The organism is Piscibacillus sp. B03, from assembly GCF_052246295.1.
GTDB lineage: Bacteria > Bacillota > Bacilli > Bacillales > Alkalibacillaceae > Piscibacillus.
The window spans coordinates 51,915-68,790 of sequence record NZ_JBQQCO010000018.1; the positions used below are offsets into that span (position 1 = coordinate 51,915).

At 37.8% G+C, this 16,876-nt stretch carries 11 protein-coding genes; all 11 read right to left on the reverse strand.

Features of this window, described 5'->3' with window-relative positions; all coding sequences use genetic code 11:
- Positions 1–12: 12 nt before the first annotated feature.
- Positions 13–2,877 carry an excinuclease ABC subunit UvrA gene (gene uvrA / locus ACTWQB_RS12455; RefSeq protein WP_443139515.1) on the reverse strand — a complete coding sequence of 955 codons (2,865 nt, stop codon included), beginning with the start codon at positions 2,875–2,877 and terminating at the stop codon, positions 13–15.
- Between the two features lie 9 nt (positions 2,878–2,886).
- The gene (uvrB, locus tag ACTWQB_RS12460; RefSeq protein ID WP_443139516.1) at positions 2,887–4,857 is read right to left on the reverse strand and encodes an excinuclease ABC subunit UvrB; all 1,971 of its coding nucleotides are present in this window, start codon (positions 4,855–4,857) and stop codon (positions 2,887–2,889) included.
- Between the two features lie 287 nt (positions 4,858–5,144).
- On the reverse strand, positions 5,145–6,338 hold the full coding sequence (locus ACTWQB_RS12465; RefSeq protein WP_443139517.1) for a hypothetical protein: 1,194 nt from the start codon (positions 6,336–6,338) through the stop codon (positions 5,145–5,147).
- A 521-nt stretch (positions 6,339–6,859) separates the two neighbouring features.
- Positions 6,860–8,344: a S41 family peptidase gene (locus tag ACTWQB_RS12470; RefSeq protein WP_443139518.1), complete on the reverse strand. Its 1,485-nt coding sequence runs from the start codon at positions 8,342–8,344 to the stop codon at positions 6,860–6,862.
- 287 nt (positions 8,345–8,631) lie between these two features.
- Positions 8,632–10,014, reverse strand: coding sequence for a murein hydrolase activator EnvC family protein (locus tag ACTWQB_RS12475; RefSeq protein WP_443139519.1), 1,383 nt, complete (start codon positions 10,012–10,014; stop codon positions 8,632–8,634).
- Positions 10,015–10,043: 29 nt separating this feature from the next.
- Positions 10,044–10,940: a permease-like cell division protein FtsX gene (gene ftsX / locus ACTWQB_RS12480; RefSeq protein ID WP_443139520.1), complete on the reverse strand. Its 897-nt coding sequence runs from the start codon at positions 10,938–10,940 to the stop codon at positions 10,044–10,046.
- Positions 10,930–11,616, reverse strand: coding sequence for a cell division ATP-binding protein FtsE (gene ftsE, locus ACTWQB_RS12485; RefSeq protein ID WP_443139521.1), 687 nt, complete (start codon positions 11,614–11,616; stop codon positions 10,930–10,932). Before ftsE ends, ftsX begins: the two co-directional genes overlap by 11 nt.
- 266 nt (positions 11,617–11,882) lie before the next feature.
- Entirely contained in the window at positions 11,883–12,245 is a 363-nt protein-coding gene (locus tag ACTWQB_RS12490) for a c-type cytochrome (RefSeq protein ID WP_443139522.1), read from the reverse strand.
- A 55-nt stretch (positions 12,246–12,300) separates the two neighbouring features.
- A protein-coding gene (gene prfB, locus ACTWQB_RS12495) for a peptide chain release factor 2 (RefSeq protein ID WP_443139523.1) occupies positions 12,301–13,405 on the reverse strand; the annotation gives its coding sequence in 2 pieces (ribosomal slippage) (positions 12,301–13,332 and positions 13,334–13,405; 1,104 coding nt in all).
- 180 nt (positions 13,406–13,585) lie between these two features.
- On the reverse strand, positions 13,586–16,102 hold the full coding sequence (gene secA / locus ACTWQB_RS12500; RefSeq protein ID WP_443139524.1) for a preprotein translocase subunit SecA: 2,517 nt from the start codon (positions 16,100–16,102) through the stop codon (positions 13,586–13,588).
- A 198-nt stretch (positions 16,103–16,300) separates the two neighbouring features.
- Positions 16,301–16,522 (reverse strand): hypothetical protein, encoded by a 222-nt coding sequence (locus ACTWQB_RS12505; protein ID WP_443139525.1) that lies wholly within the window; start codon positions 16,520–16,522, stop codon positions 16,301–16,303.
- Positions 16,523–16,876 lie beyond the last annotated feature (354 nt).

The following is a 16,876-nucleotide window of genomic DNA, read 5'->3' on the forward strand; positions in this document are numbered from 1 at the left end:
GTTTTTCCCCTTTCATTTAGCCGTGCTTTCTAAAATTTTCTCTTGCATTCGTTTTCGGTCTCGTTCGAGAACTGGTCCTAGGTATTGGCCTGTAAATGATTCTTCAACTTCAGAAACCTCTTCAGGTGTACCAGTCGCAATAATTTGACCGCCACCTTCTCCACCTTCTGGACCTAAGTCTATAATATGGTCTGCTGTTTTAATGACATCTAAATTATGTTCAATGATTAATACACTATCTCCATTTTCGACTAACCGTTGCAACACAGTTAATAGTCTTGAGATGTCATGAACATGAAGACCCGTTGTTGGCTCATCTAAAATATAGAACGATTTACCGTTTGAACGACGGTGTAATTCACTAGCTAGCTTCACACGCTGGGCTTCACCACCAGATAAAGTTGTTGCTGGCTGGCCTAACCGAATATAACCAAGGCCAACATCATCAATCGTCTGAAGCTTACGTTTAATTTTAGGAATGTTTTCAAAGAACTCTAATGCTTCTTCGATTCTCATATTTAATACATCGGCAATATTTTTACCTTTATATTTAACTTCTAATGTTTCACGGTTATAACGTTTTCCATGACACACTTCACACGGAACATACACATCAGGTAAGAAGTGCATTTCAATTTTAATAATCCCATCACCTTTACAGGCTTCGCAACGGCCACCTTTTACATTAAAACTAAAACGCCCTTTATTGTAGCCTCGAATTTTAGCCTCACTCGTTTGCGCAAATACATCACGAATATCATCAAATACCCCAGTGTAGGTCGCAGGGTTAGAACGTGGTGTACGTCCGATTGGCGATTGATCAATATCAATGACTTTTTCTAATTGATCGATCCCTCTAATTTCCTTGTGTTTACCTGGCTTTTTTTTCGCACGATGTAGCTTTTGAGCTAATGATTTATATAAAACTTCATTAATTAGTGTACTTTTTCCTGAACCAGACACACCTGTAACGACTGTCATTAAACCTAATGGAATCGAGACATCTACATTTTTAAGGTTATTTTCTTCTGCTTTTTTAATTTGTAGCGTCCGCTTTTTGTTAAGTTTACGACGTTCCTTCGGTAATGGAATGAATTGTTTACCACTTAAATATTGTCCTGTTAATGATTGTTCTGCTTCCATTACCTGCTGTGGCGTTCCATCAGCCACGATTTCCCCACCCTGTGCACCTGCACCTGGTCCAATATCAATAAGCCAGTCAGCCGCTAACATCGTGTCTTCATCGTGTTCAACAACAATCAGTGTATTATCTAGATCACGCATACGTTTTAACGTTGCGATTAAACGATCATTATCACGTTGGTGAAGACCAATCGATGGTTCATCCAATACATATAACACGCCTGTTAAAGCTGAACCAATTTGAGTTGCCAAGCGTATTCGCTGCGCCTCTCCACCAGATAAAGTACCTGCAGAACGAGACAATGTTAAGTAACTAAGACCAACGTTCACTAAGAAAGATAATCGATCCTTAATCTCCTTAACGATCATCTTAGCGATTTGTTCTTCTTTTTCACTTAATTCAATCGCTTGAATCCAGTCTAACGCATGTGCCACGGATTTCTCCGTCACTTGGCCGATGTGAAAACCATTTACTTTAACCGCCAAGGCTTCTTCAGATAAACGATACCCCTCACATGTAGGACAATCCTTCTGCGCCATATACTTCTCCATCTGTTCACGGACATAACTCGAAACCGTCTCATGATAACGTCTAGACACATTAGAAATAACACCTTCGAAGTAAATCTCATTTTCGCGGACTTGCCCTTTACGACTTTCATATTTAAATAAAATTCGTTCTTTTCCACTTCCATATAAAATTTTATTGAGTTGCTTTTTAGGGATGTCTTTTATTGGTGTATCCATATCAATCCCATAGTGTTCACAAACGCTTTGTAATAAAGATGGGTAATAATTAGATGAAACGGGCTTCCACGGTGCAATCGCGTGCTGATTTAATGTTAAATCCCAATCAGGTATAACCAAATCTAAATCTACTTCTAAGTTTGACCCTAACCCATCACAAGTCGGACAAGCACCAAAAGGACTATTAAACGAGAATAGTCTTGGTTCAAGTTCTCCAATTGTAAATCCACATTTAGGACAGGCATGGTTTTCATTGAAAAATAGCTCATCACCATCGATTAAATCAACAATCGCTTGACCACCACTCAACTTTAATGCCGTTTCAAAGGAATCAGATAAGCGCGATTCAACGCCTTCCTTGACGATAATACGGTCAACGACCACTTCAATCGTGTGCTTCTTATTTTTATCAAGCTGAATGTCTTCACTGATCTCACGCATTTCTCCATTAACTCGCAAACGAATATACCCTTCTTTTTTAAGGTCTTCTAAAACTTTTGCGTGCTCACCTTTACGTCCTGATACAACTGGTGAGAGAACTTGAAGCTTTGTACGTTCTTCAAGCTCCATAACTCTGTCTACCATTTGTTCAACGGTTTGAGCTGAAATTTCCTCGCCATGTATCGGACATATCGGATGCCCAACCCTTGCATATAGTAAACGTAAATAATCATAAATCTCCGTTACAGTACCAACTGTTGACCTTGGGTTTTTACTCGTTGTTTTTTGGTCGATAGAGATCGCAGGTGATAACCCTTCAATCGCATCAACATCTGGTTTATCCATTTGCCCTAAAAACTGACGTGCATATGCCGATAGCGATTCAACATAACGACGCTGACCTTCTGCATAAATCGTATCGAATGCGAGCGATGATTTACCTGAACCTGAAAGCCCCGTCATGACAACTAATTTATTTTTCGGTATCTCAATATCTATATCTTTTAAATTATGGGCACGTGCCCCTTGAATCGTAATGGACTTCATTTTAATAAATCATCCTTCCGCTTTTAACTCTGCAATGACGTCACGTAATTCCATTGCTTTTTCGAAATCTAATTCTTTAGCGGCTTGTTTCATTTCCGCTTCCATACGTTCAATCATTTCGGCTTTTTCAGCTTTAGATAAATCTTTATATTGCGCAACCTGATCATCTTCACTATCAGAGTCATACGTAGCCCTAATTACATCACGAACTTCTTTCTTAATGGTCTTCGGTGTGATGCCGTGTTTTTCATTATAAGCCATTTGAATTTCACGACGGCGAGTCGTTTCATCCATTGCATATTGCATTGACTTCGTAATTTTATCCGCATACATAATGACTTCCCCGTTTTCATTACGCGCGGCACGCCCCATTGTTTGGACAAGGGACCTTTCTGAACGTAAGAACCCTTCTTTATCAGCATCAAGTATGGCAACCAATGACACTTCCGGAATATCAAGTCCTTCACGTAAAAGGTTAATCCCAACTAATACGTCGTATACACCTAGACGCAAGTCACGAATAATCTCAATACGCTCTAATGTTTTAATTTCAGAGTGTAGATAAGCAACCTTAATTCCCATCTCCTGAAGATAATTCGTTAAATCCTCAGCCATTTTAATGGTTAATGTCGTTACGAGAACGCGCTCCTCTCTCTCTTTACGTTTATTAATTTCTCCAATTAAATCATCAATTTGTCCTTTAATCGGACGAACATCAATTTGCGGATCTAATAAACCAGTTGGACGTATTATTTGCTCTATAACTCCAGGAGAATGTTCTAACTCATAATCACCTGGTGTAGCAGACACATATAAAATATTATCAATATGCTTCTCGAATTCTTCAAACTTTAACGGACGGTTGTCTAATGCAGATGGCAGTCTAAAACCATGATCGACTAAAGTCATCTTACGCGCTCTATCCCCATTATACATTCCACGAATCTGTGGGACCGTTACGTGCGACTCATCAATCACAATTAATGAATTATCCGGAAAATAATCCAATAATGTATATGGCGTTGCACCTGGTTCACGTAATGTTAAATGTCTTGAGTAATTTTCAATTCCTGAACAAAAACCCATTTCATTCATCATCTCAAGATCATATTTTGTACGTTGTTCTAATCTTTGCGCTTCTAATAATTTGTCTTCCTGTCGAAATTTCTCAAGTTGTTCTTCGAGTTCCTGCTCTATATTTTTAATAGCAATTTTCATCTTCTCTTCACGAGTTACGAAGTGTGATGCCGGGAAGATCGCAACATGATCGCGATCACCAATGATCTCACCTGTTAATGCATCAACTTCGCGGATTCGGTCAATCTCATCTCCAAAAAATTCGATGCGAATACAATGTTCTTCTCTTGAAGCAGGGATAATTTCGACCGAATCCCCACGCACACGGAACGTACCACGTTGGAAATCAATATCATTTCGAGCATACTGAATATCGACTAAATCTCTTAATACTTGGTCACGTTCTTTATTCATACCTACACGTAGAGATAAAACAAGATCCTTATATTCATGTGGCGAACCTAAACCATAAATACACGAAACACTCGCTACAATTAACACATCATTCCGTTCAAATAACGCAGATGTAGCTGAGTGTCTAAGCTTATCAATTTCATCATTAATACTTGCATCTTTCTCAATATACGTATCCGTTTGCGGCACGTATGCTTCAGGTTGATAGTAATCATAATAACTTACAAAATACTCAACCGCATTATTCGGAAAGAACTCTTTAAACTCACTATACAGCTGCCCCGCTAACGTCTTGTTGTGTGCAATAACAAGTGTCGGGCGGTTAATTTCTGTCACAACGTTTGATACGGTGAATGTCTTACCTGTCCCTGTTGCACCGAGTAACGTTTGATGTTTTTCATTATGCTTTAACCCATTCACAATCTTTTCAATTGCTTTAGGTTGGTCTCCTTGAGGTTCAAATTGCGAGTGAAGTTCAAACTGATTCACAACATCATCTCCAATAACGATAAACTATCACTATTATAACACAAAAAGCGAACAAAGGTTCTGTTTTTGTTATTTTTACCTATATTAAGGATAAGTTTGTCACATAGATTTTGCAAAAGATGTGAATAAGAAATGCGCAATAGCCCGTTTAACCACGCAGTGAACGCTAGAATTGTTTGAGAGTACTATGTAGAAACCTCATTTTAAACTAAGAAAAGCGCAAGTGCCTGAAGTGCTATGTAATGTTCCCATAGCATACAGACATTTGCGCTAATTTCTAGTATTGATTAACTAATTTCTTCTTGTCTAAGAGTGAATTTAGGTGTTTCTTTCACAAAAATTAATCCAAGTTCATGGTATTCACCTTCATACAAAGCTCGTTGAACAAAACGAACTTCGCCAGATAAATCTTGAACCGCCATTTTACAAAAAGTACGATGTTCGCTCATCGCTTCGTAAAACTCTTGTTCATTTGAAATAGGTTGGTCATGAATTTTCTCTATTTTTTCACCAACAACAAGACCCATTTCATCAGCTGGAGAGTTAGGCATAATGCCTACAATAACAATACCGTCTTCTTTTGGTGTGAAAATGGGCTGTTTCTCTCGATCAATGAAATACATACCGTATTGGATGACAATTCGTCCCACTAAAGCAATTAACACTAAATATATAGTGAATTGTGGAAATAAATATATTCCAAATGAACCGATTAAGAGAACAACTAATAAGCCAGATAGAGCTTTCGCTACCTTACGAGCACCAATATCAGAAAAATGCCCTCTAAAACGTTGTGAAAAACCTATAACAAATGGAAAAAGCATTAATCCAAACTGTTCGTTCAACCCAAATGCTGGCCACCAGTTAAACATGGATAATTCAAGTGCACCAGATGGAACAGGAACAAACGCAGGTACGAACAATAACCTTTTAACTAAATGACTACCTACTGACTTACCACGTTGACTTTTATGAAGCTCCGGAAAAGATAGATGACGTTTTGAAGTCAACAATAATAAAATTTCTGCAGCAAACAACGCCACTAAAATATAACTTACTAACACTAAATCAACTTCAACAAATTCATTTAACCTGCCAGACATTTGGACATTAAAAGTATTTAGAATCCACATGGTAATCGCAACAATTCCTACCGTATATACCGGTGACAGTAACCAAACTTGATTGGTTAGAAAAACTATTGCTACAACTAATGTCAATAACCATAGCCACTCCATAGTTAACATAGATCCTGACATAACAAGTAAGACTGACAACAATAGTCCATAACTAATTCCAAGTAACCAAGTACTTGTCCATTCAGAACCTATTGGAAAGACCCGATGCCGAAACATGCTTCTTTCTTTTTTAATTCGAATATAACCTGTCCAAAATGTAAACAAAATGGCCAGATATAACATTGGTTGAGCAAACAACCACAAAATACCGAATCCTATTTCTCTTAACCACTCTATCGTCATCGCAGTCTAACCTCCGATCAAGATGTACTCTACTTTACTATTTCTTCAATACTAGTTGTTTTCCTTCTCTTGATAGAAAACGAGGCTGGGACAAAAGATATCTTATCCTTAGAGAAGACGAATATTAGGAGTCAAGTTACTCCTAATATTCGTCTTCAATTTTTAGCTGCGTCAAAATGCTTCGCTTTCCGCAGGCACGGTTTCAACTTCCCCAAACTCACTTTCGTTCGGAGTTTAAGGATGTTCGGCTAAATACGCAACATCCATGTTGCAACGCCGAACTGACCCACATCCTGTGGCCCCTCAGCTCGTGCTGTTCTGCGACGACCTGGACGGTCTAGTGTCGGCGTTGGCCACAAATGCTTTTTGTACTACATCTTTGCTTAAGTTTGCGCCGAGTAATCGCAGGCGCAGGACGTGGCCGTTTTTAGCCGACCAGGTGTCTCAGCATTTTGACTACGCTAATAAAACTCAATATTCGTTTTTTGTTAAGCTACTTTTCTTTTGTCCCAGCCTCTATTTTAATTAAACAAAACCTCAATAGCTTTTTGAAGCTGATCATCATGCTCAGAATCGTTGACAGCGTCTAAAATTTGTTGCTCTAGTGCATTTTCTGTATCTTCATTAACAGTTCCAGTTACCTCAAGGTTATTATCTCTCTGGAAGCTCTCAACAGCACTTTGAGTGTGTTGATCAAAATAACCATCAGTACGACCAGGCTCGTAACCTAGTCCTTCTAACATTACTTGTAATTTCACCACTTCTTGACCTGTGTTGTCAACTTCAAGTGGTTCTTCCGTTTGAATCAATGAAATGTAGAAGAATTCAGGTTGCTCAACTTCAACAGTGGGTTCAACACCAACTTCGTTAATTTTCTCACCGTGAGGGTCTAGCCAATCCATAACAGTTAACTTGAGTAGCCCATCGCCAACTTCCATTGTTTGTTGTACTGTACCTTTACCGAAAGTTGTTTGACCAACAACTTCATATCCGCCAACTTCTTTCATAGCAGCAGCTAGGATTTCTGATGCAGAAGCACTACCCTCATTAGTTAAGACTGAGATCGGGTAATCTTTATTACCAGACTCATTTAAATAATACGGTTGAGGGTCTCCTTCTCTAACTGAAACTTGCATAAACGGATCTTCTTTTGGTAAGAAATTCCCTAATATTTCTTGAACAGAATTTAATAACCCGCCTGGATTACCTCTAACATCAATGACTAATCCATCGATATTCTCTTCCTCTTCTAGCTTTTGTAGTTCTTCTTTAAATTCCTGAGATGTCTTTTCAGAGAAAGAACGAATCTCTAAGACACCGACTTTCTGTCCATCATGTTCTTCCACTTCTGAATATACCGTTGTAACAGGAATCGTGTCTCTTGTGATTACAACATCAAACGGCTCATCTTCTCCAGGGCGGTCGATGGTTAATGTGACATCTGTTCCTTTTTCACCACGAATAAGTGAAACGGCTTCGTATACGTTCATTCCTTCTAAACTTTCACCGTCAACTTCAATGACACGATCATTCGGTCGAATACCAGCGCGTTCAGCAGGTGTGTCTTTAATCGGAGAAATAATGGTTATGTAATTGTCTCGTTTCGTAACCTCTGCGCCGATTCCTTCGAAAGTAGATTCGATTTGACTTTGAAACTCCTGCATAGTTTCAGCATCCATATATTCACTATAAGGGTCTCCAAGTTTATTTACAATACCTTCAAGAGCCCCTTCAATTAGTTCTTCACGTGAGACTTCTTTGACATATTCATCTTGAATAACATTCATTGTATAACTTAAAACATCAAGATCTGAAAAATCCTCTTGTTCAGGTTGTTCCTCTTCGGAACTTCCATCTTCTTCATTCTCTTGTTCTTCTTGTTCGTTAGATGGGTTTGCTTGTTCATTTGGTTGATCTAACATTTCAAGTGTCGCAGCTGTGACCCCGCCACCAACGAGCAGAGAGACAACTACAATTAACACTAGCCACTTTTTAGTTAATTCCAATCGTTTCACCCCAATAAATTGCAATGTTTGTATTTTTTTATTATACCACGACTGTTACTTAAAGTAATGGATAGAATTTATATGTCTTAAAGTCACTCATAATTACTAATAATGACAACTCTAATCTATTGTCGAACACTTGCGACTGTTACAACAACTATTGCTCAGTTTCAGTAACACTTCATGTAATTTCACATGCACTTGCATCGATTTCAACCACATTCGTCACTCGTCAAAATATAAAAACAACCCTAATTGACTAAAATCAATTAGGGTTGACTATTATTCTATTGAATACCATAATTTGCTGGGTTTACAGCATTAGACTTGCTGCTATTCCAACTACCTTTGTGTAATTCAAAGTGAAGGTGCTGTCCTGTTGAACGACCAGTGTTACCCATATGTCCGATAACTTGTCCTTGACTTACTTGTTGTCCTTCAGAGACTAGTCGGTTTCTCATATGTGCGTATACTGTTGTAAATTTCTCACCGTTCACCATATGTACGATGAAGACTACATTACCATAACTACTAGAATAGTAGGATCTTGATACAACACCCGATGCAACTGATTTAATGCCTACGTTAGAACCTCCACGTGCAATATCAATACCAGCGTGCAACTTACCCCAGCGATGTCCATAACCTGATGTTAATGTACCACTTGATGGTCTAATGAAACCATGGTCATTTTTGACGGTGCTAGTTTGTTGAACACTTCCACCAGATTGTGCTGCTCTTTGTTCAGCTTTCTTTTGCTCTTCTAACTCAGCAACTAGCTTATCAAATGCTCTTGCTTGTGAAGCTAAGTTAGCACGTTCTTCCTCGATACTCATGGAATGATCATGTAGCTCTTCTTCTTTATGTTGCAATTCAGCTAATAAACTATTCTGTTCTGATAATTTATTATTTAAGTTAGTTTCGAGATTTTGTAACTCTCTCATATCTGCAACTAACGCATTTTTCTGACCTTCTAGTTGAGTTCTTTGATCAGACAATTCATTTTTATTTGCTTCAACTTGAGCTCTAGAATCTTCTAATTCTTGCTTGTCCTCTTCAAGTTGAATTTTATCATTAATATGATCTCTCAAAATGTTTTGGTCTTGGTCCATAATTTTACTAACCGCTTGAGTACGGCTAATGAAATCACCGAAATCCGATGCACCAAGAACAACTTCTAAGTATTTAACACTTCCACCATTACGTTGTAGGTTACGTAGACGATCTTTTAATAGCTCTTCACGGCTATCAATTTTTTCTTGAGTTTCTTTAATGTTTTGTTTTAACTCTTCGATTCTATTTTCTAATCTTTTAATTTCAGCTTCCAGCTCTTTAATTTCATTTTCTACTTTTTCAATTTCGCCTTGCTTTTGATCAATTTCTTTTTTCTTTTGATCAATTTTCTTCTGTGCCTCTTCAATTTCTTTTCTCAGACTACTAATCTCATTTTTCATTTCTTTTTGTTCGGATTTATTCTGTTCAATCTTCTTTTCTAACTCTGATAGTTCACTAGATAAATTACTACGTTTTTGACTAGCCTTCTTTGACTTCTCTTTTAATTCCTTAATCTCCTGATCAACATCTGCATTTACCTCAGTTACTTGTGTAAAAGCTGCTCCGACCAATGCCATTATCACAACTGAAACAATCACTGATATTCTTTTGTACAAATCTTATTCCTCCTCTGTATACTCTCTCGTTAAACATTTAAGAATTTTCGTACACTCATAACGCTTCCCCAAACACCGATAAAGACTCCCAAACCTAGCAATAATAGTGATAACTGCCAAGCAAATGGATTGAATGGTAACAGTTCAACGAATGGAAGTAAATTACGTCCTGCTACATTTTGATAGAGGTAGTAATAACCTACAAGAACTATAGAAATAGGAATAATTGAACCAATGATTCCCATTAACATACCTTCAATGAAGAAAGGCCAGCGAATAAAGCTGTTTTTGGCTCCAACTAGTTTCATAATGCCAATCTCATTTGCACGAGCGATTATTGTCATTCTAATCGTGTTAGAAATTAAGAAAATCGCTGTGAAAAGTAAAGCAGTTATAAACCCAATTCCGATGTAGCGAGCATATTTATTAAAGGTTAAAAGTCGCTCTACTGTTGCTTGTGAATAATCCACATCATCAACGTAATCCATTTGTGATACTTGTTGGGATAAACCTCTATAATAATTTGCATCGGTAGCTTTTATAACAAAAACATCATTAAGTGGGTTACTATCTTCAAACATCATTCCCCACTCATCACCTGATTCACCCATGTCCTCTATCAACTTGTTGAGCTCATCTTCTTTAGATGAATATTCGATTGATTCTACATTAGATAGTTCATTTAATTTTGATTGGAGTTCATCAACGTCTTCCTGCTCTGTACCTAGTTCAACATAAACATTCATTTGTACATCTTGTTCGATGTTTTCAGCAACTTGGTTTAAATTTAGGATTAATGCTAAAAAAATCCCAACTAGTATTAGAGTTGTGGTAACTGCTCCTACAGAAGCTACCGTCATCCAACTATTGCGTATAATGTTTTTTGAACCTTCTCTTAAGTGTCTTCTGGCTGTACTAAACTTCATAACCATACTCTCCTCGATGCTCGTCCCTTACAACTTGTCCATTTTCCATCGCAATAACGCGTTTTCTTAGCTTATTAACGATGTCTCTGCTGTGGGTTGCCATAATGACCGTTGTTCCAGAGGCATTAATGTCCTCAAAGGTTTTCATGATTTCCCAAGACGTTTCTGGATCCAAGTTTCCTGTCGGTTCATCTGCTATAACAAGCTTAGGATTGTTTACAATGGCACGCGCAATTGCAACACGTTGTTGTTCACCACCTGAGAGTTGAGCAGGTATAAATCGCGCTTTGTGTTTCAATCCAACTTGATCTAAAACACTCATCACACGGCGTCGAATTTTTTTAGGGTTTTCTTCAATGACTTCTAGAGCGAAAGCTACATTTTCGTAAACTGATTTACGTTGTAGTAACTTAAAGTCTTGGAAAATAACCCCAATATCACGTCGTATAAATGGAACGTCACGCTTCTTCAGTTGTCCTAATTCGACACCATTTATGTAGACTTCACCTTTTGAAGGTGTTTCCTCGCGATACATCATCTTAATAAAAGATGTTTTCCCAGCACCACTGGGCCCAACCACATACACAAAGTCACCCTTACTAATACTTACATCTATACCGTTTAAGGCTGTTACACCGTTCTTGTAAACCTTATAGACATTCTTCATCTGGATCATAGACGCCACAGTACCTCCTGTTGCAAAAGAAAAACTTTAGATTAAATTTCTGAAAATTCATTTATTTTAGCATGTATTATATCATAAATCGACAATTAGTCCTAATTTAACGTTTATATTTACTTCAGATACTTAACATTATAACACGATACGACATTATGTTTAGACTAAATTTTATTACGTTTTTATTTCAAAGGTAATTTTTTCTTAAAAAAGCCTATAAAAATAGTCCTTGGAAACGTTTTCCAAGGACTATTGATTCATTTTTACCTATTTACTAACCAATCTGCAATTTGTTGAGATTCTTCTTCACTTAAGTGGTCTTGTGCTGGCATTGAGCCTTGACCGTTTTGAATAATACCTACGATATCATCTGCACTATATTTATCACCAACATTATCTAGTGCTGGGCCTGCACCCCCACTTAAATCGCCACCGTGACAGCTTGCACAGTTAGCTTTGTATAACTCTTCGCCTGCTTGTGCTGTTTCTTCACCGCCACCATCTTGTTCTTGTCCACTTTCTTCTCCTGTATCACCAGTGTCTCCGTTATCGCCACCGTCGTCTCCACCGCCACAAGCAGCAAGGACTAACATCACACTAAATATACCTACAAGAATCTTTTTCATAATAGGACCTCCTCTTATGGATGTTATGATAATACTATACCCTTTTTGCAAAAAATTATCCTTTTACTTTTGATCTTAAAAAAGCATCTATAAATGAATCTAAGTCTCCATCCATAACAGCTTGTGTGTTTCCATTCTCTAAATTGGTTCTATGGTCTTTCACCATATTATATGGATGGAAAACATAAGATCTAATCTGACTGCCCCAACCAATTTCTTTCTGTTCACCACGTATTTCATCTAATTCTTGCTGTTGTTTCTCTATTTCTAATTGATATAACTTAGACTTCAACATCTTCATAGCTTGTTCGCGGTTTTTAATTTGAGAACGTTCAGATTGGCACGTTACTACAGTATTCGTTGGAAGGTGTGTAATTCTGACCGCTGAGTCTGTTGTATTAACATGCTGCCCACCCGCACCACTTGAACGGTAGGTGTCAATTTTTAAATCTTCAGTTTTAACATCAATCTCAACATCATCATTAAACTCGGGCATCACATCACATGAAGCAAATGAAGTATGACGACGTCCAGATGAGTCAAAAGGCGAAATTCTAACTAAACGATGCACACCTTTTTCTGCTTTTAAGTAACCAAAAGCATTATGACCTTTGATTAATAACGTTACACTTTTCACACCCGCTTCATCGCCAGGTAAATAATCTAACGTCTCGACTTTAAAGCCTTTTTTCTCTGCGTAACGCTTATACATCCTAAGTAACATTTCAGCCCAATCTTGAGACTCGGTTCCACCTGCACCAGGATGGATCTCAAGGATTGCATTGTTTTTATCATATGGTTCGTTAAGTAAAATTTCTAACTCAAATTCATTGAACTGTTCGTTAACACGTAATAGGTCTTCCTGTAAATCTTGAAAAAGCTCTTCATCGTCCTCTTCCTTAACGAGCTCATAAGATACTTCAAGGTTTTCCAAGTCTTCTTCATTTCTTTCGAAACTTTGAACGCGTTCTTTTAAAGCATTGGCTTCATTGATAATTTTTTGAGCTTCACTAGGTTGATTCCAAAATTCAGGAGCTGTCATTTGTTGTTCTAGTTCTGCGATTTTCTCGCGATCTTCATCAAGGTCAAAGAGACCCCCTAAAGTCTTCTAGTCGATTTTGTAATTTGTTTAATTGGTCTTTAATTTCTGTTAAGTCCATAAAAATCACCTCTGCTACGTAGCTATTTTTAGTATACCACTTTCATTGTTGGAAAAAACAACCTATTGTTGACAAATGTATTAATTTTTTATTAACTAAATAATCATTTTAGATGCGCTATTTTACTGTCTTCATAAACATCAAACGTCCAGTGCTTTGATACACTGGACGTTTGTTTAATTATTCACTTTTCCCGTGACAGTTCTTGTATTTTTTACCGCTACCGCATGGACAAGGGTCATTGCGGCCGATATTTTCCTTCTTAATATAAGGTTTCTTTTTCTTCTCTTGGTTTTCTCGACCACCAGCTACAGCTTTTGTACCTGATGCTACTTCAACACGTTGTAGATTCTCTCTAATTTGAGCCTTCATTGCGTATTTCGAAACTTCTTGCTCGATTTCAGCAATCATCTCTTCGAACATTGCGAAACCTTCCATGTTGTATTCTTGAAGAGGATCTGTCTGGCCATAAGCACGCAGGTGAATACCTTGACGTAATTGGTCCATCTGATCGATATGATCCATCCACTTAGAATCAACTGTACGTAGAAGGATAACACGCTCAAATTCACGCATTTGTTCTTCGGTTAATTCTTGTTCACGCTCATCATATTTCTTATTAACCATTTCCATGATGAGGGAAATCATTTCATCAGGTTCTTTACCTTTTAAGTGATTAACGTTAATCTCATCTGTTTCAAGGATATTCGCGTGAATGAAGTCAATTAAACCTTCTAAGTCCCACTTTTCATCATCTTCATCCTGTGTATAAGCTTGAACATTACGCGTTACTGTTGACTCAATCATATTAATAATGATGTCACGCAAGTTATCACTTGTTAAAACTTGCTGTCGTTGTTCGTAAATAATGTCACGTTGCTGCCTTAGCACGTCATCATACGCCAATAACTGCTTACGAGCATCGAAGTTGTTACCTTCAACACGTTTTTGAGCTGATTCTACAGCACGTGATACCATTTTACTTTCAATTGGTTGGTCATCATCCATACCTAGACGTTCCATCATATTGCGCATGTTGTCAGAACCAAAGCGACGCATCAATTCATCTTCCATTGATAGATAGAACTGAGACTCACCTGGGTCACCTTGACGTCCAGAACGACCACGAAGCTGATTATCAATACGACGTGATTCATGACGCTCTGTACCAATTACAGCTAGACCGCCTAGCTCACGAACACCATCACCTAGTTTGATGTCCGTACCACGACCAGCCATATTAGTCGCAATTGTAACAGAACCTTGTTGACCCGCTTCTTGAATAATCTCCGCTTCTTTGAAGTGGTTTTTCGCGTTTAAAACGTTATGTTTAACACCTGCTTTTTTAAGCAATTTAGAAATAATCTCAGACGTTTCAACCGCAACCGTACCAACAAGTACAGGTTGGCCTTTTTCATAACGCTCTTTAATGTCTTGAACTAACGCCTTATATTTACCTTCAGTTGTCTTATAAATCAGATCTGCATAATCCTGACGAATAATTGGTTTATTCGTTGGGATCGCCACAACACTCATGTTGTAAATATTACGGAACTCTTCTTCTTCAGTTTTAGCTGTACCTGTCATACCGGCTAACTTATCATACATACGGAAGAAGTTCTGGAATGTAATCGTCGCAAGCGTCATGCTCTCTTTTTGAATTTGTAAGCCTTCTTTAGCCTCGATTGCTTGGTGAAGACCGTCACTATAACGTCGACCTTTCATTAGACGACCCGTGAACTGGTCAACAATAACAACTTCTCCTTCTTGAACCACATAATCCGTATCACGTTGCATCACCACATGCGCTTTTAGAGCCTGATTAATGTGGTGCGTTAGCGTGACGTTATTTAAGTCATATAAGTTTTCAATATTAAAGTAGTTCTCAGCTTTCGTAATACCTGATTCCGTTAGCTGAACATTTCTTGTTTTTTCATCATACGTATAATCTTCTTCACCATTTAACGTTCTAACAAACGAATCAGCTTGAATGTAGTTTGACTGAGAACGTTTTTGAGAACCCGAAATAATGAGTGGCGTACGAGCCTCATCAATTAAAATCGAATCAACCTCATCGATGATGGCATAATGAAGTGGGCGTTGAACCATTTTTTCTTTATACAACACCATGTTGTCACGTAAATAGTCAAACCCAAACTCATTATTCGTACCATACGTAATATCGCAGGCATAAGCTTCACGCTTCTCATCTTTTGATAAATCATTTGTATTTAGGCCAACAGTTAGACCTAACCATTCATATAACTGACCCATTTCCTTCGAGTCACGATCCGCTAAATAGTCGTTTACAGTGATAATATGAACACCTTTACCTGTAATAGCATTTAAATAAGCAGGCATAGTTGAAGCAAGTGTTTTACCTTCACCAGTTTTCATCTCTGCAATATCACCATGATGCAAAGCAATCGCACCGATTAACTGCACTTTATAAGGCCTTAACCCTAGCACACGCACCGCCGCTTCTCTTACAACAGCATATGCCTCCACTAACATATCATCCAATGATTCACCATTTTGATAACGTTCTTTAAATTCATCCGTTTTACGTTGAAGTTCAGAATCAGACAATAGCTTTATGTCAGACTCTTTTTCTTCTATTTGATCCGCAATTTTTTCAAGTTTCTTCAGCTGTTTGGAGTTTCCATCACCAAAAACTTTAACCAATAATTGCTTCATAGTCTGCACCTCTAATTCTTTCATTTACAATAGTCCAAGTATAATGATAACACTAAAGAAAGTGAGGTACAATATAGGGGAATTGTCTAATACAGGCGAATCACGCGCTTTAAATAAAAAAAGAAGGTCAGAACCTTGGAAAACTGACCTTCAACAAGACATAAAAGGAGACGACGAACTTGAGGGATTGGGTTTAACTTATGGACTGTTTGAGGATTGGTTGGATTCAGAAACGGAGTAAGCATAACTCACCTCGTTCTTCGCCTTAATTTGATTGATTGTCTTATCCATGACAATCACCTTCTCATGGGTATGGGCTAGCATTCTCATTAACTGCGATATAAGTTCACCTTGTTGATCGACGTACTTCTTCAACTCTGAACAACTGGGGCAGCTAGTTGCTTGAGTCGTATGGTTCAATTTTAAGTCCCCCTTCTGTCTTGTTGATTTAGTTATACCACGACTAAATTGTCTGTGTCACATCCCCCAAAATTCAATTTTCTTATTATTAAAATCGAAATTATTTAGTGAATAATGGCGATTTTTTTACAAAAACTTGTCGAAAATCGGAAATTGATGTTTTTTTAAATTTTTTCTTTCTTATAGACGTTCGCAGTTCCCTTATAAACATTCTACGCTTCTTAATCGGTACCGTCAAGAAGTCTGTGTAAATGGCACTCGCTAACTTCGTTAGCGTAAGGAGGTTTTATATGGAGCAGCGGGCATGATAGCCTAAGGCGAAGCCAACGACCTTTTTATAATCTGGCGGCTTGG

Excerpts from the sequence above, each read along its gene's own strand:
- uvrA (WP_443139515.1), bottom strand. The coding sequence starts at position 2,877 with ATGAAGTCCATTACGATTCAAGGGGCACGTGCCCATAATTTAAAAGAT.
- ACTWQB_RS12465 (WP_443139517.1), bottom strand. The coding sequence starts at position 6,338 with ATGACGATAGAGTGGTTAAGAGAAATAGGATTCGGTATTTTGTGGTTG.
- ftsX (WP_443139520.1), bottom strand. The coding sequence starts at position 10,940 with ATGAAGTTTAGTACAGCCAGAAGACACTTAAGAGAAGGTTCAAAAAAC.
- ftsE (WP_443139521.1), bottom strand. The coding sequence starts at position 11,616 with ATGATCCAGATGAAGAATGTCTATAAGGTTTACAAGAACGGTGTAACA.
- ACTWQB_RS12490 (WP_443139522.1), bottom strand. The coding sequence starts at position 12,245 with ATGAAAAAGATTCTTGTAGGTATATTTAGTGTGATGTTAGTCCTTGCT.
- secA (WP_443139524.1), bottom strand. The coding sequence starts at position 16,102 with ATGAAGCAATTATTGGTTAAAGTTTTTGGTGATGGAAACTCCAAACAG.